Consider the following 21,701-nt stretch of genomic DNA (forward strand, 5'->3'; position numbering starts at 1 on the left):
CCGGTGCTGGATCGGTCAGCGCGAAATCCCGAGTCGCGCCTTGGCCGCATCGTACTCCGCCTTCATGCGCGCGACGATCTCGCCGGCGCTGGGGATGTCGTGGATCTGGCCCACGCCCTGGCCGGCGCCCCAGATATCCTTCCACGCCTTGGCCTTGGAGCTGCCGCTGGAAAAGTCCATCTTGCTCTTGTCCGCCACCGGCAGGTTGTCCGGATCCAGGCCCGCGTTGCTGATGCTTTCGCGAATGTAGTTGCCGTGCACGCCGGTGAACAGGTTGGTGTAGACGATATCGGCGGCGGCCGAGCTGGTGATCGACTGCTTGTACGTCTCGGCCGCGTGCGCCTCCTGCGAGGCGATGAAGCGCGTGCCCACGTAGGCGAAGTCCGCGCCCATGGCCTGCGCCGCCAGCACCGCCTCGCCGGTGGCGATCGAGCCCGACAGCGCGATCGGGCCGTCGAAGAGCTTGCGCACCTCGCCCACCAGCGCGAACGGCGACAGCATGCCGGCATGGCCGCCGGCGCCCGCCGCGACCAGGATCAGGCCGTCGACACCGGATTCGATCGCCTTCTCGGCATGGCGCAGGCTGATCACGTCGTGCAGCACGATGCCGCCGTAGCTGTGCACCGCGTCGATCAGCTCCTTGGGCGGCGCGCGCAGCGAGGTAATGAAGATCGGCACCTTGTGCTCGACGCAGACCTTGATGTCATGCTCCAGGCGCGCGTTGGAGCTGTGGACGATCTGGTTGACCGCCACCGGACCGACCGGCGCGCCGGGGTTGGCGGCCTTGAACGCGGCCAGTTCCTGCTCGATCTGCGTCAGCCACTCGTCGAGCAGCTCCGCCGGACGCGCATTGAGCGCGGGGAACGAACCGACGATGCCGGCCTTGCACTGCGCCAGCACCAACTCGGGATAGCTGACGATGAACATGGGCGAGGCAATCACGGGCAGGGCCAGGTTCTGCAAGACCTGGGGCAGTTGCTTGGCGGCGGGCATGGTGTCTCCTGAACCACTGGCGGGCACGCTGGTCGTGCCCTAAATGAACGGTCGTTCGATTATAGGGAGTTTATGGGCTGCGTCGCTAGAAGCCCAAGTCTATGCCGATCCTGCGCGCCATGGCGGGCGGATCAGTACACGGGCAGGGTCAGCTCGGCCAGCGCCCCGCCGCCCGCCCGGTTGGCCAGCATCACGCTGCCGTGATGCAGCGCCGCCACCTCGCGCGCAAAGCACAGGCCCAGGCCAGTGCCCTTGTCGGCCCCTTGCGGGCGCGGCAGCGAGTAGAAGCGCTCGAACACGCGCGGCAGGGCATAGTCCGGAACGCCGGGGCCGTGGTCGGCCACGGTGATCGCCAGCTGCGCGCCGCGCCGTTCCAGCGCTACCGCGATGGCGCTGTCCCGGGGCGCGAAGTCGATGGCGTTGTCGAGCAGGTTGGCGATGGCCTGGCGCAGCAGGAACGGGTCGCCCGCCACCACATCGGGGTTTGGCGCCGGCTCCAGCCGCAGCACCACGCCGCGCTGCCGCGCGCGCGGTTCCAGTTCTGCGCACAGCTGGGCCAGCAGCTCGCCCAATCGCACTGGCTCGCGGGTTTCCAGCCGTTGCCGTTGTTCCACCTCGGCCAGCGCCAGCAGCTTGCGGATCATGGTTTCCAGCCGTCCGGACTGGGTGCGGATATTGGCGACGAAGCGCTGGCGGTCGGCCGCCGGCATCTCTTCCTGCAGCAGTTCCGCCGCGCCGCCGATGGCCGCCAGCGGGCTCTTCATCTCGTGGGTCAGGGTGTGGATGTAGTGCTCGACATACTGCTTGTCTTCCAGCCGCTCGCGCATGCCCTGCACCGCGCGCCCCAGTTCGGCCAGCTCGCCCGCGCCGCGCAGCGGCATCTCGGCGCGCTCGCCGGCCGCCACCGCGCGCGCGTAGCCGCGCAGGCGGCTCAGGCCATGCACCAGCCACAGTGTGCAGGCCAGCCCGATCACGCAGGCGGTGCCGATCAGCAGGCCGCCGTAGAGCAGGATCTTGCGCTGGCTGCGCGCGATAAACGGTGCCATCGCCGCATTGGGCTTGGCCACGGTCAGCACGCCGATGATGCGCTCGCCATCGCGCACCGGCGCCGCCACGTGCATCACGGTGCTGGCCTCGTCGGCGGGGTCGGCGCGCGTGCTGCGCGCGCCGTACTTGCCGCGCAGCGTCAGGTAGACGTCGTTCCAGCGCGAATAATCGCGGCCCACGTCGGTGCCGGTGGAATCGAAGCGCACGATGCCGCCGGCATCGGTCACGTAGACGCGGTAGCCAATGCTGTCCTTGTGCAGCCCCGAGACCTCGGCATTGACCGGCACCTCGCGCAGCGCCGCCATATGCCGGGCGAAAGCGCCATCGGCGATGCGGCCGGCCTTGAGGTCGTCGGCGGCCAGCGCGGCCAGCACGTGCGCGGTATCGATCAGCGTGTCTTCCATGGCCTGGCGCACCCCGGGCTTGACCTCCTGCACGAACACGCGCAGCGTCAGCACCGTGGCCAGGCCCACGATCAGGAAAAAGCCGAAGAAGATGCGCAGGCCGATATGCATGGCGCGCGCTCAGGGCTCCAGCGAATAGCCCATGCCGCGATGGGTGCGGATGCGCTCGGCGCCGTCGGGGGACGCCTCCCGCAGCTTGGCGCGCAGGGTCTTGACATGGGTGTCGACGGTGCGGTCGCTGGTGTCGAGCGCGCCGGCCCAGACCCCGTCCATCAGCTGCGCGCGCGAGTAGATGCGGCCCGGATGCGCCACCAGCCAGGCCAGCAGCAGGTACTCGTAGCGCGTCAGCGCCAGCCAGTGGCCGTGGTAGGCCAGGCGGGCGCCGTCCGGGTCGTGCGTGAAGCCGGCCGCCGCGCCAGGCGTTGCCGGCGGCGCGGCGGCGCGGGCCCGGCGCAGGATGGCGCGCACGCGCGCGGCCAGCTCGCGCGGCGAGAACGGCTTGACCACGTAGTCGTCGGCGCCGATCTCCAGCCCGACGATGCGGTCGATCTCTTCATGGCGGGCGGTCAGGAAGATCACCGGCGCGTCGCTGAAGGTGCGCAGCGTGCGGCAGACCTCGAAGCCGCTCAGGTCCGGCAGCCCCACGTCCAGGATCACCAGGTCGGCCCGCGCGGCGCGCAGGCAAGCCAGCGCGTCGCCGCCCAGCGTGCAGTGCTCGGCCAGCATGCCGTCGGTGCGCAGGGCATAGAGGATGGTGTCGGCGATGGCCTGCTCGTCTTCCACCACCAGGATGCGCGGTTGTTCCATGCCCGGCATTCTAGCCGCTCAGCCGCGGGCCGCCGCGCGCGCCGGCGCCGCGGGAGGTGCCGCTTCCGCGCCGCGCTGGTGGAAATAGATCTGCTCGGCGGCCCGGCGCAGCGGCGGCGAATACAGCATCAGGTCGAATGGCCAGTCGCACTGGAAGCGCTCGAATATCCAGCGCAGCGCGCGCTTGGCGCGAAAGCGCGGCGCGCTGGCGCTGGCCACGGCTTCCGGCGCCGGGCCGCCGCGCAGCAGGTGCGCGGCCACTGCGTCGCCGACCGCTTCGCCGTGGGCAAAGGCATGGTGGATGCCGCCCGCGGTGAGTGGCGACACGATGCCCGCGGCATCGCCGGTCAGGATCGCGCCGTCGCGAGCCAGCGGCCACACCGGCCCACCGCACGGGATCAGCCCGGCGCGCGTCGCCGCCGGCCGCGTCAGCTGCGGCAGGCCGGCGCGTTCGCGCACGTGCGCCAGCAGCCCGTCCAGGTCCGGCGCGCGGCCGCGCCGCGGCAGGTAGCGCAGCGCCAGCCCGGCCTGCACGCCAGTGGGGTTCTGCGCGATCCAGCCGATATAGCCGGGCGCGAAGCGGCGCGTGATGAAACAGTGCAGCGCGTTCGGCTCGGGCAAGGCCAGTCCGGGGAATTCATATTCCACGCCGTACAGAAAGCTGTGCACGCGCCCCAGCCCGGCGCATTGCGCCACGCGCGACTGCGCGCCATCGGCGCCGACCAGATAACGCGTATGCCCCGCACCCGTGACATGCCAGCCGCCGTGGCGCGGCACCGCGCCGATGAAGGCCTGGCCCAGCCGCAGCTCGACCCGGTGGCGCACCAGCTCCGCTGCCAGCCAGCGCATCAGGCGCGGCGTGTCGGTGGTGTGGAAGTAGTAGCCAGGCGCGCGCAGGTCGAGGCTGCGCAGCCGCGGCGAGTACAGCCGCACCTGCTCGACGCGATGCACGCAGTCGGCCGGCGCCTGGCCCAGCCAGGTCTGTTCGATGGCTTCCTTGACCAGGATGCCGGTGGTGTGGAGCTTGTCGCCCGGATCGGTCTTGCGTTCCAGCACCAGCACGCGCAGGCCGGCGCGCGCGGCGGCCAGGGCGCAGGCGGCACCGGCAAAGCTGGCGCCGGCGATGACGAGGTCGTAGTCGAAGGAGGGCATGGCGTTGTCCGGAGAGCGAAGGGCTCCAGTCTGGCCAGCCGGGGTGAGGGCAATGTGTGGCGGGTGTGAAGCGGCGCGGCGGCGCCAGATCCGATCCATTCGCGCAAAAAAACGCCCCGCATGCGCGGGGCCATCAATTACCACGAAGACTGATACACACGGCGGGCACCTGCCAATGCCGCAGCCGCACACGAAGCATAGGCCGCCAATGTGACGGCGCCGTGGCAGCGACATGAACCGCGCATGACATCACAGCCCGTAGCGCTTGATCTTGTCGTAGAGCGTGGCCTTGCCCACCTGCAGCAGGTCCGCCGCCTGGCTGACCGCGCCGCCGGTGCGCGCCAGCGCGTCGGCGATCACGGCGCGCTCGAAGTGCTCCATGCGCTCGCGCAGCGGCGCGGTTTCGTCGGGGCCCGCCGCCTGCGCGCCGGCCTGGCCGCCCTCGGGCACGCCCAGCACCATGCGGTCGGCGGCATTGCGCAGCTCGCGCACGTTGCCCGGCCACGGCCGCTGGGCCAGCGCCTGGCGTTGCGCCTCGGACAGCAGCGGCGCGGGCCGCTGGTAGCGCACCGCCGACACCAGCGAGAAATGCTCGAACAGCGGCACGATGTCCTCGCGCCGCTCGCGCAGCGGCGGCAGCGCGATGGTGACGACATTGAGCCGGTAATACAGGTCTTCGCGGAACGTGCCCTGCGCCACCAGCGCGTCCATGTCGCCCTTGGCCGCGGCGACGATGCGCACATCGATCTGCACCGAGGCGTTCGAGCCCAGCCGCTCCAGCGAGCCCTCCTGCAGCACGCGCAGCAGCTTGACCTGCAGCGCCAGCGGCATGCTTTCGATCTCGTCGAGGAAGAGCGTGCCGCCCGAGGCATGCTCGAGCTTGCCGATGCGGCGCTTGCCGGCACCGGTGAAGGCGCCGGCCTCGTGGCCGAACATCTCGCTCTCGAAGATGGCCTCGGGCACCGCGCCGCAGTTCAGTGCGATAAAGGGCCCCTCGGCGCGCCCGGACAGCGCGTGCAGGCTGCGCGCCACCAGTTCCTTGCCGGTGCCGGTCTCGCCGTTGATCATCACCGGCACGTCGGTGGGCGCGACATTGGCCACCAGCGCGCGCACCTGCTCGATCGCCGGCGAGCGGCCGATGATGCGCGTGCCGGCGGCGGGCCCCGCCAGTTCGCGGCGCAGCGCCTGGTTTTCCAGCTCCAGTGCGCGCCGTTCCAGCGCGCGGCGCACGGTGTCGGTAAGGCGGTCGGCGCCGAAGGGCTTTTCGATGAAGTCATAGGCGCCCTCGCGCATGGCCTGCACCGCCATGGTGATGTCGCCGTGGCCGGTCACCAGGATCACCGGCACGCCGGGCGCGGCGTTGCGGCAGTGCTGCAGCAGGTCCAGCCCGCTGGCGCCGGGCAGGCGCACGTCGGTCACCACCACGCCGGCAAAGGCGCCGTGCAGGTGCGGGATCGCGGCCTCGGCCGAGGGCAGCGCCAGCACCCGGAAGCCGGCCAGTTCCAGGCTTTGCGCGGTGGCCTGCCGCACCAGCGGCTCGTCTTCGACAAACAGGACACGCAGACCATCTTGCATGGCAATACTCATCAGGACGCGGAAACCGATGGCGCCGGATCGACGGCCGGCGCGCGCGCCAGCACCAGCGTGAACTGCGCGCCGCCGCCGGGGACATTGGCGACGCTGAGCTGGCCGCCGAACTCGCGCACGATCGACGACGAGATCGCCAGCCCGAGGCCCAGCCCCTGGCCGGTTTCCTTGGTGGTGAAAAAGGGTTCGAACAGGCGCGGCAGCGCTTCCGGCGCGATGCCGGTGCCGTTGTCGCGCACGACGATGGTGACGGCGTGCTCGCCGGCCTGCACTTCCAGGTCGATGCGGCCGTGTGCCGGAGCGGCCGGCGCGGCCGCGGCGATCGCATCGAGCGCGTTGCCGAGCAGGTTCAGCAGCACCTGTTCCAGCTTCAGCTCGTCGGCGCGCACGGCGAGGCCTGGCACCGCATCCAGCCCGGCGACGCTGACCGTGACCGCGCCCAGCCGCGGCGCCAGCAGCGCCAGCACGTGCTCGACGGCCGCGCGCAGCGCCACCGGGCGGCGCACCGGGCGGGCCTTGCCGGCAAACAGCTTGAGCTGGCCGGTGATCTTGCCCATGCGCTCGGTCAGGTCGGCAATCGCCGTCAGGTTGCCCTCGGCCGCGGCCAGCTGGCCGCGCTCAAGCAGCACGCGGGTGTTGTCCGAGAACGTGCGCAGCGCCGCCAGCGGCTGGTTCAGCTCATGCGTGATGCCGGCCGCCATCTGTCCCAGCGCGGCCAGCTTGCTGGCCTGCACCAGCTCGTCCTGGGCCGCGCGCAGCTCGCTTTCGGCGCGGGTGCGCTCGGCCACTTCGTCTTCCAGCTTTTCGTTGATCGCCATCAGGTCGGCGGTGCGGGCCTCGACGCGGCGCTCCAGCTCGTCGTAGGCAGCCTCCAGCAAACGGCGGCTGTATTGCATGTCGCGCGCGCGCTGGCGGCGCTGGCGCCAGTTGACCAGCAGCAGGCAGATGCAGGCATAGCCCAGCGCCGCGGCCACGGTGGCGTTGCGCGCGTTGGCCAGCACCGGCTCCAGCGGCGCCATCACCTGCATGGTCCAGCCGGCCGGGCCCACGGTGCGGTTCAGCGCCAGATAGCGGTCGGCGCGCCCGGCGCCGTCCGGCGCGAAGGTGGTGCGGCCGGCCGCGGCCTCATCGCGCACGCGCACCAGGCGCGCGCCGTGCGCCAGCGTGGTGTCGGCCAGCCAGCGCGTGAGCGGCGACGCCAGCGGCTCCAGCGGCAGCGGCGTCACCGCGCGGCCGTGGTACTGGCGGGTCCGCTCCATCTCCGCGCGCAGCGCCGGCGGCAGCGGGCGCAGCGTGCGGTATTGCCACGCCGACACCGACGACAGGAAGATCACGCCGTGGTCGTCGCTGACCATCAGCGGCTCGGCGCCGCTGCCGGCACGCTGGAACCACTCCAGGTTGAGCTTGACCACGGTCACGCCGATGACCTTGCCGCCGGCTTCGATCGGCTGCGCGAGGTAGTAGCCGGGCTCTTCGCTGGTGATGCCGATGGCATAGAAGCGCCCCATCCTGCCGCCCGCGGCGGTCTGGAAGTAGGGGCGGAAGCGGTAGTCGGTGCCGACAAAGCTACCGGGCTGGCCGTGGTTGCTGGCCGCCAGCGCAATGCCGTTGGCGGCGATCACATAGGTGGCCGACGCATGCGCGCGCCGGTTGACCTCGGCCAGGTACTGGTTGGCGGCGGCGACGCGCTGCGCGTCGTCGGGGGCGGCGAGCAGTTCGCGCACGAACGGATGCAGCGACACCAGCGCGGGCAGGAACTCGTAGCGGTCGAGCGTGCTTTCGAGCGTGGCGGCGTAGCGGTCGGCGCGCGTCGCGGTGCCTTGCTGCAGGCTGGCCAGGCCGCGCTGGACCGAGACCAGCCAGGTCAGCGCGCACAGCAGCAGCAGGCCGGCGGCAAGGGCGACGGCAAAGCCCCACCAGCGCCCGCTGCCGGTCTCCGGCGCGTGCACCGGGCGGGTGGCGGCGGGGTCATGCACGGCGAGAAAGTCGTCGGAGTGTGGCATCGGCGCGCGCGAGGGGTGTCGCGCCGATGATACCCGCAGGCGCGCGGCGGGGGCAGCCGCGCGCGCGGGCGCGACCGTTTCAGGCGGCGCGCTGGCCGGCTTCGCCAAGCGTATCGGCATCGTCGCCGGCACCGTGCTGCAGCACGCGCGCCAGGCGCTTGCGGTCCAGCTCGCGTTCCCACGCCGACACCACCACCGTGGCCACGCCGTTGCCGATGATGTTGGTCAGCGCGCGGCACTCGCTCATGAAGCGGTCGATGCCCAGGATCAGCACCATGCCCGCCACCGGAATGGTCGGCACCACCGCCAGCGTCGCCGCCAGCGTAATGAAGCCCGAACCGGTCACGCCGCTGGCGCCCTTGGAGGTGATCATCGCCACCGCCAGGATGGTCAGCTGCTGCATCAGCGTCAGCTCGATGCCGGTGGCCTGGGCGATGAAGATCACCGCCATGGTCATGTAGATGTTGGTGCCGTCCAGGTTGAACGAGTAGCCGGTCGGCACCACCAGGCCCACCACCGACTTGGAGCAGCCCAGCTTCTCCAGCTTTTCCATCATGTGCGGCAGCGCGGCTTCGGACGAGCTGGTGCCCAGCACGATCAGCAGCTCTTCCTTGATGTACGAGATAAAGCGCACGATGCTGAAGCCCGTCATGCGCGCGATCGTGCCCAGCACCACCAGCACGAACACGATGGCGGTGAAGTAGAAGGTGCCGATCAGCTTGAGCAGCGGCACCAGCGAGCCCAGGCCGTACTTGCCGATGGTGAACGCCATCGCGCCGAAGGCGCCGATCGGGGCCACCTTGGTGATCACGTGGACGATGTGGAAGAACACCTTCGAGACCTGCTCGATCAGTTGCACCACGATGCGGGCGCGTTCGCCCAGCACCGCCAGCGCGGCGCCGAAGAACAGCGACACCAGCAGGATCTGCAGGATGTCGCCGTTGGCGAAGGCGCTGAACACGGTGTCGGGGATGATGTGCATCAGGAACTCGACCGTGCTCTGGCCGTGCGCCTTCGACACGTACTGTGCGATGGCCTTGGTGTCGAGCGTGGCCGGATCGATGTTGAAGCCCACGCCCGGCTTGAGCAGGTGCGCGGCGCCCAGCCCGATCAGCAGCGCGAAGGTCGACACCACCTCGAAGTACAGCAGCGCCTTGCCGCCGACGCGGCCGACCTTCTTCATGTCGCTCATGCCGGCGATGCCGGTCACCACGGTACAGAAGATGATCGGGCCGATGATCATCTTGATCAGCTTGATGAAGCCATCGCCCAGCGGCTTCATGGCGACGCCGGTGTCGGGCCAGAAGTGGCCAAGCAGGATGCCGATGCAGATGGCGAACAGGACCTGCACGTACAGGATCTTGTAGAAGGGTTTCCTCATGATGTCGTCCTCGGTGTTGACCGTACCCGGGCGGGTCCGCACGGGCGCGCGCCGTCACGCTTGCGGCGCGTTCAGGGGCGGGAATTCGCAACCGGCATGCCAGTCCAACCGGTATTGCTAACTGGTTGATTCACAAGGAAAGGGCGGCGGCGGGCGAGGGCGGGGCCTCCGGGATTCCGGAATCCCGGACGGCGCGGATCCGGCAATCCGGAATAGCGGGCGGGCACAGGGTGCGCGAGGCGCCACCTGGCAGGGCCCGGGGTGCATGGCGGTGCGCGCAAAGCTGCCGCATATCGCGGCCCGGCGCTCGCAACGCCGTATAATTCCGAGCTTCCGTTCAATGCCGTCCGGGCCGTGCCGCCGTCCGGGGCCGTCTTCACACGTACGCATGCGCAGCTACTACCAGCACCACGTCTTTTTCTGCCTGAACCAGCGCGAGGCCGGCGAGAACTGCTGCGCCAACTACAACGCCAAGGCCATGCAGGAATACGCCAAGAAGCGCTGCAAGGAACTGGGCATCGCCGGCGGCGAAGGCCGCGTGCGCATCAACAAGGCGGGCTGCCTGAACCGCTGTGAACTCGGCCCGGTGCTGGTGGTCTACCCCGAGGCCATCTGGTACACCTATGTCGACGAGCATGACATCGATGAAATCATCGACAGCCACCTGCTCAAGGGCAAGCCGGTCGAGCGGCTGATGGTGGACCGCTGAACGAGAACGAAGTCCGCGGCGCTGCCGATGCCGCAGCGCCGATGCCAGACCCCGCCGCCCGCACGCCGGACGGTTTTTTCATTTTTGCCCCGGGATTTCCCGCCTGAGTTTCCCACCTGAGCCAGCTGGCCTCCTGATCGCTCCAGACCGCCCTATGAACGCGCATACCCAGGTACTTTCCATCGCCGGCCCCGTCGGCGCGATCGATGTGTCGGTGGACCTGCCGCAAGGCGAGCCCCGAGGCCTGGCGCTGGTGGCGCACCCGCATCCGCTGTTCGGCGGCACCAAGGACAACAAGGTTGCGCAGACGCTGGCGCGCGCCTTCGTGCAGCTGGGCTATGCCACCGTGCGCCCCAACTTCCGCGGCGTCGGCGCAACCGCCGGCGAGCATGACAACGGCATCGGCGAACAGGACGACCTGCTCGCCGTGGCGGCCTGGATGCGCCAGCAGACCGCGTGGTCGGCGCAGGCCGCGACGCTGCCGCTGGCGCTGGGCGGGTTCTCGTTCGGCAGCTTTGTCAGCACTCACGTGGCGCGCCGCCTGGCCGAGGCCGGCACCCCGGTGCAGCGCCTGGTGCTGGTGGGCACCGCCGCCAGCCGCTGGGAAGTCGCGCAGGTGCCGGCCGACACCATCGTGATCCATGGCGAACAGGACGACACCGTGCCGCTGGCCAGCGTGTTCGACTGGGCCCGCCCGCAGGAACTGCCGGTGATCGTGATCCCCGGCGCCGACCATTTCTTTCACCGCAAGCTGCACCTGATCAAGCAGCTCGTCGTCAATGCGTGGGACCGGTAAGGCCGGCACGCCGCCGTCCCGGAACTTCCCGCGCCACCTTCTTACTGTCGGAAAACAGAAACATGCTGAATAGAGCCACGACACGCCTTTCGTCCGCCTTTGCTCCCGCCGCCATCGCCGCCGCCATCGTGCTGGCCACCGCGCCCGCCGCCGTGCTGGCGCAGGGCGTGCCGATGCCCCAGGTCGCAGCCAAGTCGTGGATGCTGTATGACGTCACCAGCGGCCAGGCCCTGGCCTCGCAGAATGCCGATGCGCGCATCGAGCCGGCTTCGCTGACCAAGCTGATGACCGCCTACCTGGCGTTCGAGGCCCTCAAGGAAAAGCGCCTGACGCTGGACCAGGCGGTGGTGCCGACCAACCTGGTGCTCAAGGTGAAAAGCGACGAGTCGCGCATGTTCATCGAGCCCAACAAGCCGGTCACGGTGCAGGACCTGCTGCTGGGCCTGATCGTGCAGTCGGGCAACGACGCCGCGCTGGCGCTGGCCGAGGCCGTCGGCGGCTCGGAAGAGGGCTTCGTCGCGATGATGAACCGCGAGGCCCAGCGCATGGGCATGAAGAACACCCACTTCACCAATACCGACGGCATCCCCGACCCCAACCACTACACCACCGCGGTCGACCTGGCGACACTGACCACGCGCCTGATCAAGGACTTCCCCGAGTACTACAGCATGTACTCGCAGAAGGAGTTCACCTATAACAAGATCAGGCAGCCCAACCGCAACCGCCTGCTGTACATCGACTCGACCGTCGACGGCGTCAAGACCGGCCACACCAAGTCGGCCGGCTACTGCCTGATCTCGTCGGCCAAGCGGCCGCTGGCCAACGTGCCGGACGGCTCGCGCCGCCTGATCTCGATCGTGATCGGCACCACCACCGAACAGGTGCGCACCCAGGAAAGCCTGAAGATCCTCAACTACGGCTTCCAGTTCTTCGACACGCTGCGCCTGTACGACAAGGGCCAGGTGCTGGCCACGCCGGACATCTACAAGGGCAAGAGCGGCACGGTCAAGATCGGCGTGCAGAACGAGACCTTCGTCACCGTGCCCAAGGGCACCGGCGGGCGCCTCAAGCCGGTGCTGGAGCGCCAGGAACTGCTGATCGCGCCGATCTCGGCGGGCCAGCAGGTGGGCATGGTCAAGCTGATGGACGGCACCAACAAGGTGGCCGAATTCCCGGTGGTGGCGCTGGAAGAGGTGCCCGAGGCCGGCTTCTTCGGCCGCCTGTGGGACACCATCCGCCTGTGGTTCAAGCGCAAGTGACCTGAATGCGCGCGAGCCGGAGCGCCACGCGGCGCGCCGGCCTCGCGCCGGAGAATCCGAGATGACGACCGACAACCAAGGCAGCGGCAACAAGCCCGGCGATATTCCGCCGGAGCAGTCGCTGATCGAATACCCGAGCCATTTCCCGATCAAGGTGATGGGCGCGATGCAGGACGGCTTCGCCGAAGCCATCGTCGCGCTGGTGCAGGAGTTCGATCCGGACTTCCACGCCGGCAAGATGGAAATGCGCCCGTCGAGCAAGGGCAACTACCTGGGCCTGACCGTGACGGTATGGGTCACCAGCCGCGAGCAGCTGGATGACCTGTACCGGGCGCTGACTGCGCATCCGATGGTGAAGGTGGTGCTGTAAGGCAGTAGAAGACTTTCCCTCCCGCTCTGTTTGCTCCCCTCTCCCGCCTGCGGGAGAGGGGCCGGGGGTGAGGGCAGGCCCTCGCATACCGACGACCGTCACTTCGTTCGACACTCGCGCCCTCACCCCCAACCCCTCTCCCGCTAGCGGGAGAGGGGAGCCACTCCCGCAGCGTGTGAAGCGCAACGGGCCGCGGCACGCTCCCTTCCCATACCAACATGAACACCATCACCCTGAAACCCGGCAAGGAAAAATCCCTGCTGCGCCGCCACCCGTGGATCTATGCCACCGGCATTGCCACCACCGAAGGCCGCTGCGAGCCGGGCGCCACCGTGATCGTGCGCGCCGCCGACGGCCGCTTCCTGGCCAAGGCCGCCTACAGCCCCGAATCGCAGATCCGCGCGCGGGTGTGGACCTTCGACGAGAACGAGCCGGTCGACCACGCGCTGTTCAAGCGCCGCGTGGCGGCGGCCATCGCCTACCGGCGCCAGTGGGTGCGGGACAGCGACGCGGTACGGCTGATCTTCGGCGAATCGGACCGCCTGCCCGGCCTGATCGTCGACTACTACGGCAGCGGCGCCACGGGCCAGCTGGTGTGCCAGTTCAATTCCGCCGGCGTCGAGCACTGGAAGAGCGCGATCGTGCAGGCGCTGGTCAAGGAGACCGGCTGCCCCAATGTCTATGAGCGTTCCGACGCCGCCGTGCGCCAGCGCGAGGGGCTGGAGCTGGTCACCGGCGTGCTGGCCGGCGCCGAGCCCGATCCGGCACTGTCCGTGACCGAGCACGGCGTGCGCTATTACGTCGATGTGCGCAACGGCCACAAGACCGGCTTCTATGTCGACCAGCGCGACAACCGCAAGCTGGTCGGCGACCTCGCCGAAGGGCGCGAGGTGCTCAACTGCTTTTGCTATACCGGCGGCTTCTCGCTGGCGGCGTTGCGTGGCGGGGCGAAAGCGGTGACGTCGATCGATTCGTCGGGCGAGGCGCTGAAGATCGCCGCGGGCAACGTGACGCTGAACGGGTTTGATCCGGAGCGCGCGACCTGGCTCGACGCCGACGTGTTCAAGACGCTGCGCGAATTCCGCGCCGAGGGCCGCCAGTTCGACCTGATCGTGCTGGACCCGCCCAAGTTCGCGCCGTCGGCGCAGCATATCGATCGTGCCGCGCGCGCCTACAAGGAGATCAACCTGGTCGGCACGCAGCTGCTGCGCCCGGGCGGGCTGCTGTTCACCTACTCATGCTCGGGAGCGATCAGCATGGAGCTGTTCCAGAAGATCGTGGCGGGCGCGGTGACCGATGCTCGGGCGGATGCGCGCATCCTGCGGCGTCTGTCCGCCGGCACGGATCACCCGATGCTGGCGGCGTTCCCGGAAGGGGAGTACCTGAAGGGGTTGCTGCTGGAAAAGGTGGCGTAGGCCAGTCAGGCCACGCATTCACGGACGGGCAGGCGCGAGTCATGAACAAACTCTCTGAAATGCATGCCTTCGTGGCCGTGGTCGATGCAGGCAGCATTACCGAGGCGGCACGGCGGCTGGGCACGACCAAGTCGGTGATCAGCCAGCGGGTGCAGCTGCTGGAGCAACGGCTCGGCGCCGTGCTGCTGCAACGCGGGCGCGGTGCCGCGGCTACCGAAGCGGGGCAGGTCTTCCACGAATATTGCGTGCGCATCCTGGCCGAGGTGGGCGAGGCCGAGGACGCCGTGCTGGCCGCCAACACCAGCCTGCGCGGCTCGCTGCGGCTGGCGGCGCCGATGGCCTTCAGCATGCAATACCTGGGCCCGATGCTGTCGGCGTTTTCGCTGCGCTACCCTGAACTGCGCCTGGATGTGGAGTCCGACGACCGCTACGTCAACCTGCACGACGGCAACTTCGACGTGGCCATCCGCATGGGCCAGCTGCCCGATTCCTCGCTGGTGGCGCGCCCGATCGCGCCCAACCTGCACCTGATCTGCGCCAGCCCCGGCTACCTGGCCGCGCACGGCACGCCCGCGCACCCGACCGACCTGCGCCACCACGAGGGCCTGCTCTATTCCAACCGCGAGCCGCACGGCATGTGGCAGTTGCCGGTGCAGGGCGAGCTGCAGTCGTTCCGCATCCGCGGCCGCCTGCGCACCGACAGCGGCCATCACCTGCTGGCGGCCGCCTGCGCCGGGCTGGGCCTGGCCATCCTGCCGGCCTTCCTCGCCGCGCAAGCCATCGCTGCCGGCGAACTCTGCATCGTGCTGCCCGGCTACCAGCCCTCCGGCGGGCAGATTTCCGCGGTCTACCGGCGCTCGCACCGGGCCTCGCCCAAGATCCATGCGCTGGCGGATTTCCTGGCCGCGCAGATCGGCCAGCCGCCGCTGTGGGAGCTGGCCATTGCCGACCAGCTGGCGAGCGCGGGACTAAGTTCGTAAAACACGAACTCCGGATTCTGTAACGGCCGTCTTTTGCGGACGGCGCGGGCTGACTAGTCTGTGTGCACCGGGGCATCGCCCCAACTCTGAAACGCACAGACACTATGACCCGCCCCAAGCATCGCAAGCCCAAGCCTTCCCTGCGCAAGTTCTTCGGCCATAGCCTGACGCTGGCCGCAGCGGCCGTCACCTGCGGCGGCTCGTTCGGCCGCCTCGCCCAGGCCGCCAGTTCCGACCAGCCGCGCACTGCCGGGCCGGCCCGCGCCGCCGACGTGATCGTGGTCGGCGGCGGCTCGGCTGGCGCGGTCATGGCACGGCGGCTGAGCGAGAACCGCCAGCGCAAGGTGCTGCTGCTCGAAGCCGGGCACAGCTATGCGCCGCAAGGCTATCCCGAAGCCATCGCCAGCAGCGACAGCGTGGCGCCGGCCGCGTTCGACTGGGGCTACAAGTCCGAGCCCGGCTACATCGGCCATCCGATCGGCGCGGTGCGCGGCAAGGTGCTGGGCGGCAGCTCGGCGGTCAACGGCGCGGTGGCGCTGCGTGCGCGCCCGGAGGACTTCCGGCGCTGGAACCTGGAAGGCTGGAGCTACGACGAGATGCTGCCCTTCTTCCGCAAGCTGGAGCACCGCACCGGCGGCAGCGACGCGCTGCACGGCCGCAGCGGCCCGCTGCCGGTGCGCCAGCTGACCCGTGCCGACGTCACGCCGATGCAGCGCGCCTTTATCGATGCGGCGCTGGCCAACGGCTTCCGCGCGATTGCCGACTTCGACGACGCCGATGCGCACGGCGTCGGCCCGTATCCGATGAACGTGGTCGACCATGTGCGCGTGAACACCGGCATGGCCTACCTGACCGACGAGGTGCGGGCGCGCCCGAACCTGGCCATCCGCGCCGACGTGCTGGTCGACAAGGTGCTGTTCGCCGGCCGTCGCGCGATCGGCGTGCAACTCGCCAATGGCGAGCAGATCCATGCCGGCGAGGTCATCCTGTCGGCCGGCAGCTACGGCAGTGCCGCCATCCTGCTGCGCTCGGGCGTGGGTCCGTTCGACCACCTGCGCGAACTCGGCATCCCGGTGGTGAAGGACGCGCCGGTGGGGCGCAACCTGGTGGACCACCCGTTCTTCTACAACGCCTATGCGGCCCGGCCGGACCGCGTAGGCGCGCAGTCGCCGGCGATCGGCGCCAAGGTGTGGACCCGCAGCACCGTCGCCACGGCTGGCGAGCTGGACCTCCATATCACCGCCACCCACCTGTTCCCGCACGACCAGAGCCCGACCGGCGTGGGCTTCGTGCTGGCGGTGGCGCTGACGCGCCCGCAGTCGCGCGGCCGCCTGTGGCTGGCCAGCCGCGATCCGGCGGTGGCGCCAAAGATCGACCTGAACTTCCTGTCGATGCAGCAGGACCGCGAGCGCCTGCTGGAAGGCATCAGGCTGGCGCGCAGCCTGGGCCGCACCGCGCCGCTGGCGGACCTGATCCATGCCGAGCTGAACCCCGGCCCGCAGGCCACCAGCGACGAGGCCGTGCTGCAAGCGGTGGGTGCCACGCTCGACACCTACCACCATCCCACCTCGACCGCGCCGATGGGCCTGGCCGGCGATCCGCGGGCGGTGGTCGACCTGGAGGGCAATGTGCGCGGCGTACAGGGCCTGCGCGTGGTCGATGCCTCGATCTTCCCCGATGTGCCTTCAGTGGCGACCAACATCACCACCATCGCCGCGGCCGAGCGCATCGCCAGCCGCTTTGCCTGAACCGGAAAGGAACGACATGAACACCATGCCAGCAGCCCTGAACTGGATCGACGGCGAATGGGTGCACTCCGGCCTGTACCGCGACAGCATCGATCCCGCTACCTCGGCCGTTATCGGCCGCTACGCCGACGCCGGCCGGTCCGAGGCGGAACAGGCCATCGGCGCCGCCTGCCGCGCGCTGCAGGCGACCGCGTGGCGGCACGACCGCGCCTTGCGCGCCAGGGTGCTCAACGAACTGGCCGATGCCTTCGAGCGCGATGCCGACACGCTGGTCGACATGCTCTGCGCCGAGAACGGCAAGGTGCGCGCCGAGGCCGCCTTCGAGGTCGGCATGGTGCCGGCCAAGCTGCGCTACTACGCCGGGCTCACGGTCACTGAATACGGCCGCGCCGCCGAGCCGCGCCCGGGGCGGCTGTCATTGGTGCTGCGCGAGCCGATGGGCGTGGCCGGCATCATCGTGCCGTGGAATTCGCCGGTGGTGCTGATGGTGCGCTCGCTGGCGCCGGCACTGGCGGCGGGCTGCACCGCGGTGATCAAGATGCCGGGCCAGACGGCGCTGACCAATGCGCTGGTGGCGCGCATCATGGCGCGCGCGCCGTCATTGCCGCGCGGCGTGGTCAACCTGTTCAGCGAGTCGGGCGCGGAAGGCTCGCGCGCGCTGGTGGAGTCGCCGCACGTGCCGGTGATCAGCTTCACCGGCAGCTCGGCCACGGGCCGCGCCATCAGCGCAGCTGGCGCGCGCCACCTGAAGCGCTTCGGGCTCGAGCTGGGCGGCAAGACCCCGATGATCGTGTTCGACGATGCCAGCCTCGACGCGGCGCTGCCGGTGCTGGAGAAGGCGCTCACGGTATTCGCCGGGCAGTTCTGCATGACCGGCTCGCGCCTGCTGGTGCAGCGTGGCGTGGCGGACGCGCTGCGCCAGCGGCTGGCCGAACGGCTGGCCGCGGTACGCGTCGGCCCGGCCGCCGAGGCGGCCAGCCAGATGGGGCCGCTGATCGACAAGGCCAACGTGGAGCGCGTGAACGGTATGGTGGAAGCGGCGATTGCCGACGGCGCGCGCGTGCTCGTGCGCGGCGGGCCGGTCAGCGAAGGCCCGCTTGCGCGCGGCGCGTTCTACCGCCCGACGCTGCTTGAGGTGGACGACCCGGGCATGGAAATCGTGCAGAAGGAGGTCTTCGGCCCGGTGCTGACGCTGCAGGTCTTCGACACCGAGGCCGAGGCGGTGGCACTGGCCAACCACAGCGAGTACGGGCTGGCTGCCAGCGTGTGGACGCGCGACGTCGACCGCGCGCTGCGCATGGGGCGCGCGCTCGAGGCGGGCACCGTGTGGATCAACGACTGGGCCTCGGTCTACGACGAATTCGAGGAGGGCGGCTACAAGCAGTCGGGGCTGGGCCGGCTCAACGGCGTGGCCGCGATCGACGACTTCGTCGAATACAAGCACATCGCGCTGGCGCCGGGGTAGCGGGGCGGCTCAGCGCCACATATTGCGCATCCGGCTGGCCAGGTCCACCGGCGCCAGCGCCGGCTTTGCCGGCGCCTCGCCCGGCATCGGCGGCGGTGGCCAGGCCCGGCTGTGGAAGTTGGGCATCACGCGATTAGGCAAGAACCGCGTGCGCGACGCATACACATGCCGGTCGCCGAAGCCCACCTGCTGGTGCACGTAGAACCGCTGCGGCACGATGACATCGAGGTGGTCCCTGGCCCGCGTCATCGCCACATAGAGCAGTCGCCGCTCCTCCTCGATCTCTTCGGTGGTGCCGGTGGCCAGGTCGCTCGGCATGCAGCCGTCGACGGCATTGAGCACATAGACCGCCTTCCACTCCTGGCCCTTGGCCGAATGGATGGTCGACAGGATCAGGTAATCCTCGTCGCGCGAAGGCACGCCGGATTCATCGCTGGAGGCGCTGGGCGGGTCCAGCGTCAGCTCGGTCAGGAAGCGCTCGCGCGCGCCATAGGTGGCGGCGATACGCTCCAGTTGCTGCAGGTCGGCCTGGCGCGCGGGGGCATCGTCGTGCAGGCGTTCGAGGTGCGGCGTGTACCAGGCCAGCACCTGTTCGAATTCGGACGGCCACGGCGAGGTCGGTGCCATCAGCGCGCGCGCCAGCGCAAGCAGGTCGGCCCACGCCGGCGCGGCGGCCGGCGGCGGCTCGAATTCCTGCAGCGAGAACAGCGGCTCGGTCGCCAGCGCCATGGCATCGAGCACGCGTGCCGCGGTCTTGGGGCCGATGCCGGGCAGCAGCTGCAGCGTGCGGAACCCCGCCATGCGGTCGCGCGGGTTCTCGAGCCAGCGCACCACCGCCAGCACATCCTTGACGTGGGTCGATTCCAGGAACTTGAGCCCGCCGAATTTCACGAACGGGATATTGCGCCGCGCCAGCTCGATCTCAACCTGCGCGCTGTGGTCGGCGGCGCGGAACAGCACCGCCTGTGCCATCAGCGCCAGGCCGGCCTCGCGCCGCGCCAGCACCTGCTCGACCACGTAGCGGGCCTGGTCGGCCTCATCGTTGACCACGATCACGCCGGGCTTCTCGGCCGACTGGCGCTCGGACCACAGGTCCTTGGTATAGCGCTCGGCCGCCAGCCCGATCACGGCGTTGGCGGCCTGCAGGATCGGCTGCGTCGAGCGGTAGTTCTGCGACAGCGTGACCTGCTGCGCGGCCGGCGTGAACTGCGACGGGAAATCCAGGATATTGCGCACGGTGGCGCCGCGGAAGGCGTAGATCGACTGCGCGTCGTCGCCGACCACGGTCAGGCCGCGGCCGTCGGGCCGCAGCGTCAGCAGGATCGACGCCTGCAGGGCGTTGGTGTCCTGGTATTCGTCGACCAGGACATGGTCGAAGCGCGCCCCCATGTCCTGCGCGATGGTGGGCTCGGCCATGGCCTGTGCCCAGTACAGCAGCAGGTCGTCGTAGTCGAGCACGTGCTGCTTCTGCTTGGCCTCGACATAGCCGGCGAACAGCGTGCGCAGCGCATCGGCCCACATCGCGTAGCGCGGGAACTGCTGCCTGAGCACGTCTTCCAGCGGCGCCTGGGTGTTGACCACGCGCGAGTAGATCGCCAGGCAGGTTTCCTTCTTCGGGAAGCGGCTGGCGGTCTCGGACAGGCCCAGGTCGTGGCGCACCACGTGCATCAGGTCGGCGGAGTCGCCGCGGTCGCTGATGGTGAAGGCGGGCGACAGGCCCAGGGTCTCGGCGTATTCGCGCAGCAGCCGCGCGCCGATGGCGTGGAAGGTGCCGGACCACTGCAGCGCCGCGCGCCCGGCGCCGGTGCTGGTGCCCAGCGCCTGGTCGACGATGCGCTCGACGCGCCGCCCCATCTCCGCCGCGGCGCGGCGCGAGAACGTCAGCAGCAGGATGCGGCGCGGATCGGCGCCGGCCAGCACCAGGTGCGCGACCCGGTGCGCCAGCGTATTGGTCTTGCCCGAGCCGGCGCCGGCGATGATCAGCAGCGGCGCGTCGCTGCCGTGCTCGACCGCGGCGCGCTGCTCCGGATTGAGCCGGGACAGGTAGGCGGGGAGCGCTTCGGCGTCAGGGGTGGCGGCTTCGGCTGATTCAGCCGCGGGGGCAAGGTCCAGGGTCACGGGTTGGGGCGGGCAGGACACGCGATGAGAAAACTGGCGCCAACTGTATATCCATACAGCCCGCCGGCGCAACCCGCCGCGCGCGGGATCGGTCCCGAAAACAAAAAAAGGTGCTCGATGAGCACCTTTTGTCGTGTGTTCGCAGCGCTGAGTTACGCAGACTTTGCCAGCGCGCCGTCGAGCAGCTTGTGCAGCGCTTCCCATTCGGGCTCGCCGACATAGCGCTTCAGGATGCGGCCTTCCTTGTCGATCACGAAGGTGGTAGGCGTCAGGCCCACATTGCCAAAGGCCTTGGCCGCGCTGCCGTCGCTGTCCATCGCCACCTTGAACGGCAGCCCGCGCGTCTTGGCGAAGTTCATCACGTACATGGGCGGGTCGTAGTTCATCGCCACCGCGACGAATTCCAGGCCCTTGCCCTTGAACTGCTCGTAGGTCTTGACCATGTCCGGCATCTCCTTGATGCAGGTGGCGCAGCTGGTGGCCCAGAAGTTGACCAGGTAGACCTTGCCCTTGAGGTCGGCGGTGCTGACCTTTTCGCCGGACAGCAGCGTGAAGGTGGCGGCCGGCGCGGTACCGGACGGCGACAGCGCGCGGTAGCCGAACCAGCCCAGCAGCGCCAGCACCACCACGGCGGCGACGATGGACCAGGGCTTGCGGGAGGTCTTGGAGGCGGGGGTAGTGGTCATGGGAATCCGGCTGAAGCCGCTTCGTTGGTGCAGGGAGGACCGGGCGGGGCCGATCAGCAGTGGGACATTCTAATGCGGCAGGCGTTCGCGCGCTGCGCGGTACCGCCTTGCGGTGATGCGCTGGAACCCTTCCGTCACTTGCGCGCGGCGACGGCGGCGCGCGCCTGCGCCAGCGCCTGTTCCAGGTAGGCGCCGTAGAAGTCGGGCTGCATGCCGCGCAGCGGGTTGGCGGCGGCGCGGCCCTGGCGGTCCAGGAACAGCACCGTCGGCGCCACCCGGACCTGGTGCGCGCGGGCCCAGGCGCGCGCGGTGGTCTGGCTGCCGTCGGCATCACGCAGCGGGGTGTCGGCGGTCATGTCGAGCTCGCGCACGGCGATTTCGCCCGCGGTGGCCTGCGGGCCCAGGTAGTTGCGGCGCACCGCGTCGCAATAGCCGCAGCCCGGCATCGACACCAGCACCACCAGCGGCTCGCCGCGGCGCGCGGCGTCGGCGCCGTGGGCGGCGAGGTCCGTGGCCGGCGGCAGGTGCGCCGGGCCCGCGGCGGACACGCCGGCCATCGCCGCCAGCAACACGCCCGCGGCCAGCCAGTGCAGACGGGTGCTGGCGGCAGCAGTTAGGGCGAGGCGGGAGGCAGGCATGGCGGTTCGCGGGGCGGCACAGGTGGGACAGGCGGCGCGGCAAGCACTGGCGCGCCGCTTCCGGGATAATACCGGTTTCCGCGCGCCGGCGACCGCGCCCGCGCGCGCCGTCCCGAGCCTGTGCTTCCGTCCCGTTTTCC

The 21,701-nt window shown here is 69.8% G+C and carries 18 protein-coding genes; 8 read left to right on the forward strand and 10 right to left on the reverse strand.

Annotation, left to right across the window (positions count from 1 at the left end; translation table 11 throughout):
- Window positions 1–15 precede the first annotated feature (15 nt).
- The 7 genes from AC3FMM_RS26590 to AC3FMM_RS26620 form a co-directional block, all read right to left on the reverse strand.
- Window positions 16–993 (reverse strand): NAD(P)H-dependent flavin oxidoreductase, encoded by a 978-nt coding sequence (locus tag AC3FMM_RS26590; protein WP_115707942.1) that lies wholly within the window; start codon window positions 991–993, stop codon window positions 16–18.
- Between the two features lie 131 nt (window positions 994–1,124).
- Window positions 1,125–2,555, reverse strand: coding sequence for a two-component system sensor histidine kinase CreC (creC, locus tag AC3FMM_RS26595; RefSeq protein ID WP_488687706.1), 1,431 nt, complete (start codon window positions 2,553–2,555; stop codon window positions 1,125–1,127).
- A 9-nt stretch (window positions 2,556–2,564) separates the two neighbouring features.
- Window positions 2,565–3,260, reverse strand: coding sequence for a two-component system response regulator CreB (creB, locus tag AC3FMM_RS26600; protein WP_277343476.1), 696 nt, complete (start codon window positions 3,258–3,260; stop codon window positions 2,565–2,567).
- A 9-nt stretch (window positions 3,261–3,269) separates the two neighbouring features.
- The gene (locus tag AC3FMM_RS26605) at window positions 3,270–4,403 is read right to left on the reverse strand and encodes an NAD(P)/FAD-dependent oxidoreductase (RefSeq protein WP_488687707.1); all 1,134 of its coding nucleotides are present in this window, start codon (window positions 4,401–4,403) and stop codon (window positions 3,270–3,272) included.
- 249 nt (window positions 4,404–4,652) lie between these two features.
- Window positions 4,653–5,978 carry a sigma-54-dependent transcriptional regulator gene (locus AC3FMM_RS26610; RefSeq protein WP_115679231.1) on the reverse strand — a complete coding sequence of 442 codons (1,326 nt, stop codon included), beginning with the start codon at window positions 5,976–5,978 and terminating at the stop codon, window positions 4,653–4,655.
- A gap of 11 nt (window positions 5,979–5,989) precedes the next feature.
- Window positions 5,990–7,993 carry a sensor histidine kinase gene (locus AC3FMM_RS26615; RefSeq protein ID WP_326347043.1) on the reverse strand — a complete coding sequence of 668 codons (2,004 nt, stop codon included), beginning with the start codon at window positions 7,991–7,993 and terminating at the stop codon, window positions 5,990–5,992.
- 79 nt (window positions 7,994–8,072) lie between these two features.
- The gene (locus tag AC3FMM_RS26620) at window positions 8,073–9,374 is read right to left on the reverse strand and encodes a dicarboxylate/amino acid:cation symporter (RefSeq protein ID WP_092307412.1); all 1,302 of its coding nucleotides are present in this window, start codon (window positions 9,372–9,374) and stop codon (window positions 8,073–8,075) included.
- A 388-nt stretch (window positions 9,375–9,762) separates the two neighbouring features.
- On the opposite strand from AC3FMM_RS26620, the gene AC3FMM_RS26625 reads away from it, so the two are divergent.
- The 8 genes from AC3FMM_RS26625 (at window position 9,763) to AC3FMM_RS26660 (ending at window position 18,119) form a co-directional block, all read left to right on the forward strand.
- A complete protein-coding gene (locus AC3FMM_RS26625; protein WP_012351580.1) occupies window positions 9,763–10,083 on the forward strand; it encodes a (2Fe-2S) ferredoxin domain-containing protein in 321 nt (106 codons plus the stop codon).
- Between the two features lie 154 nt (window positions 10,084–10,237).
- The gene (locus tag AC3FMM_RS26630) at window positions 10,238–10,879 is read left to right on the forward strand and encodes an alpha/beta hydrolase (RefSeq protein WP_012351581.1); all 642 of its coding nucleotides are present in this window, start codon (window positions 10,238–10,240) and stop codon (window positions 10,877–10,879) included.
- A 62-nt stretch (window positions 10,880–10,941) separates the two neighbouring features.
- Window positions 10,942–12,141: a D-alanyl-D-alanine carboxypeptidase family protein gene (locus AC3FMM_RS26635; protein WP_111521800.1), complete on the forward strand. Its 1,200-nt coding sequence runs from the start codon at window positions 10,942–10,944 to the stop codon at window positions 12,139–12,141.
- A 61-nt stretch (window positions 12,142–12,202) separates the two neighbouring features.
- The gene (locus AC3FMM_RS26640) at window positions 12,203–12,511 is read left to right on the forward strand and encodes a YbeD family protein (protein ID WP_111521801.1); all 309 of its coding nucleotides are present in this window, start codon (window positions 12,203–12,205) and stop codon (window positions 12,509–12,511) included.
- A gap of 218 nt (window positions 12,512–12,729) precedes the next feature.
- Entirely contained in the window at window positions 12,730–13,926 is a 1,197-nt protein-coding gene (locus AC3FMM_RS26645; protein ID WP_116312082.1) for a class I SAM-dependent rRNA methyltransferase, read from the forward strand.
- A 41-nt stretch (window positions 13,927–13,967) separates the two neighbouring features.
- Window positions 13,968–14,906 (forward strand): LysR family transcriptional regulator, encoded by a 939-nt coding sequence (locus AC3FMM_RS26650; protein ID WP_488687708.1) that lies wholly within the window; start codon window positions 13,968–13,970, stop codon window positions 14,904–14,906.
- A gap of 104 nt (window positions 14,907–15,010) precedes the next feature.
- Window positions 15,011–16,654: a GMC family oxidoreductase gene (locus AC3FMM_RS26655; RefSeq protein WP_488687709.1), complete on the forward strand. Its 1,644-nt coding sequence runs from the start codon at window positions 15,011–15,013 to the stop codon at window positions 16,652–16,654.
- Window positions 16,655–16,670: 16 nt separating this feature from the next.
- A complete protein-coding gene (locus AC3FMM_RS26660) occupies window positions 16,671–18,119 on the forward strand; it encodes an aldehyde dehydrogenase family protein (RefSeq protein WP_488687710.1) in 1,449 nt (482 codons plus the stop codon).
- Window positions 18,120–18,128: 9 nt separating this feature from the next.
- Here the strand turns inward: AC3FMM_RS26660 and AC3FMM_RS26665 are convergent, their stop codons facing one another.
- From AC3FMM_RS26665 to AC3FMM_RS26675, 3 genes are all read right to left on the reverse strand, one after another.
- Entirely contained in the window at window positions 18,129–20,237 is a 2,109-nt protein-coding gene (locus tag AC3FMM_RS26665; RefSeq protein ID WP_488687711.1) for an ATP-dependent helicase, read from the reverse strand.
- Between the two features lie 152 nt (window positions 20,238–20,389).
- On the reverse strand, window positions 20,390–20,923 hold the full coding sequence (locus tag AC3FMM_RS26670; protein WP_488687712.1) for a TlpA disulfide reductase family protein: 534 nt from the start codon (window positions 20,921–20,923) through the stop codon (window positions 20,390–20,392).
- A 134-nt stretch (window positions 20,924–21,057) separates the two neighbouring features.
- A complete protein-coding gene (locus tag AC3FMM_RS26675) occupies window positions 21,058–21,561 on the reverse strand; it encodes a thioredoxin fold domain-containing protein (protein WP_488687713.1) in 504 nt (167 codons plus the stop codon).
- Window positions 21,562–21,701 lie beyond the last annotated feature (140 nt).

The sequence above is a fragment of the Cupriavidus sp. 207A1 genome, from assembly GCF_057798955.1.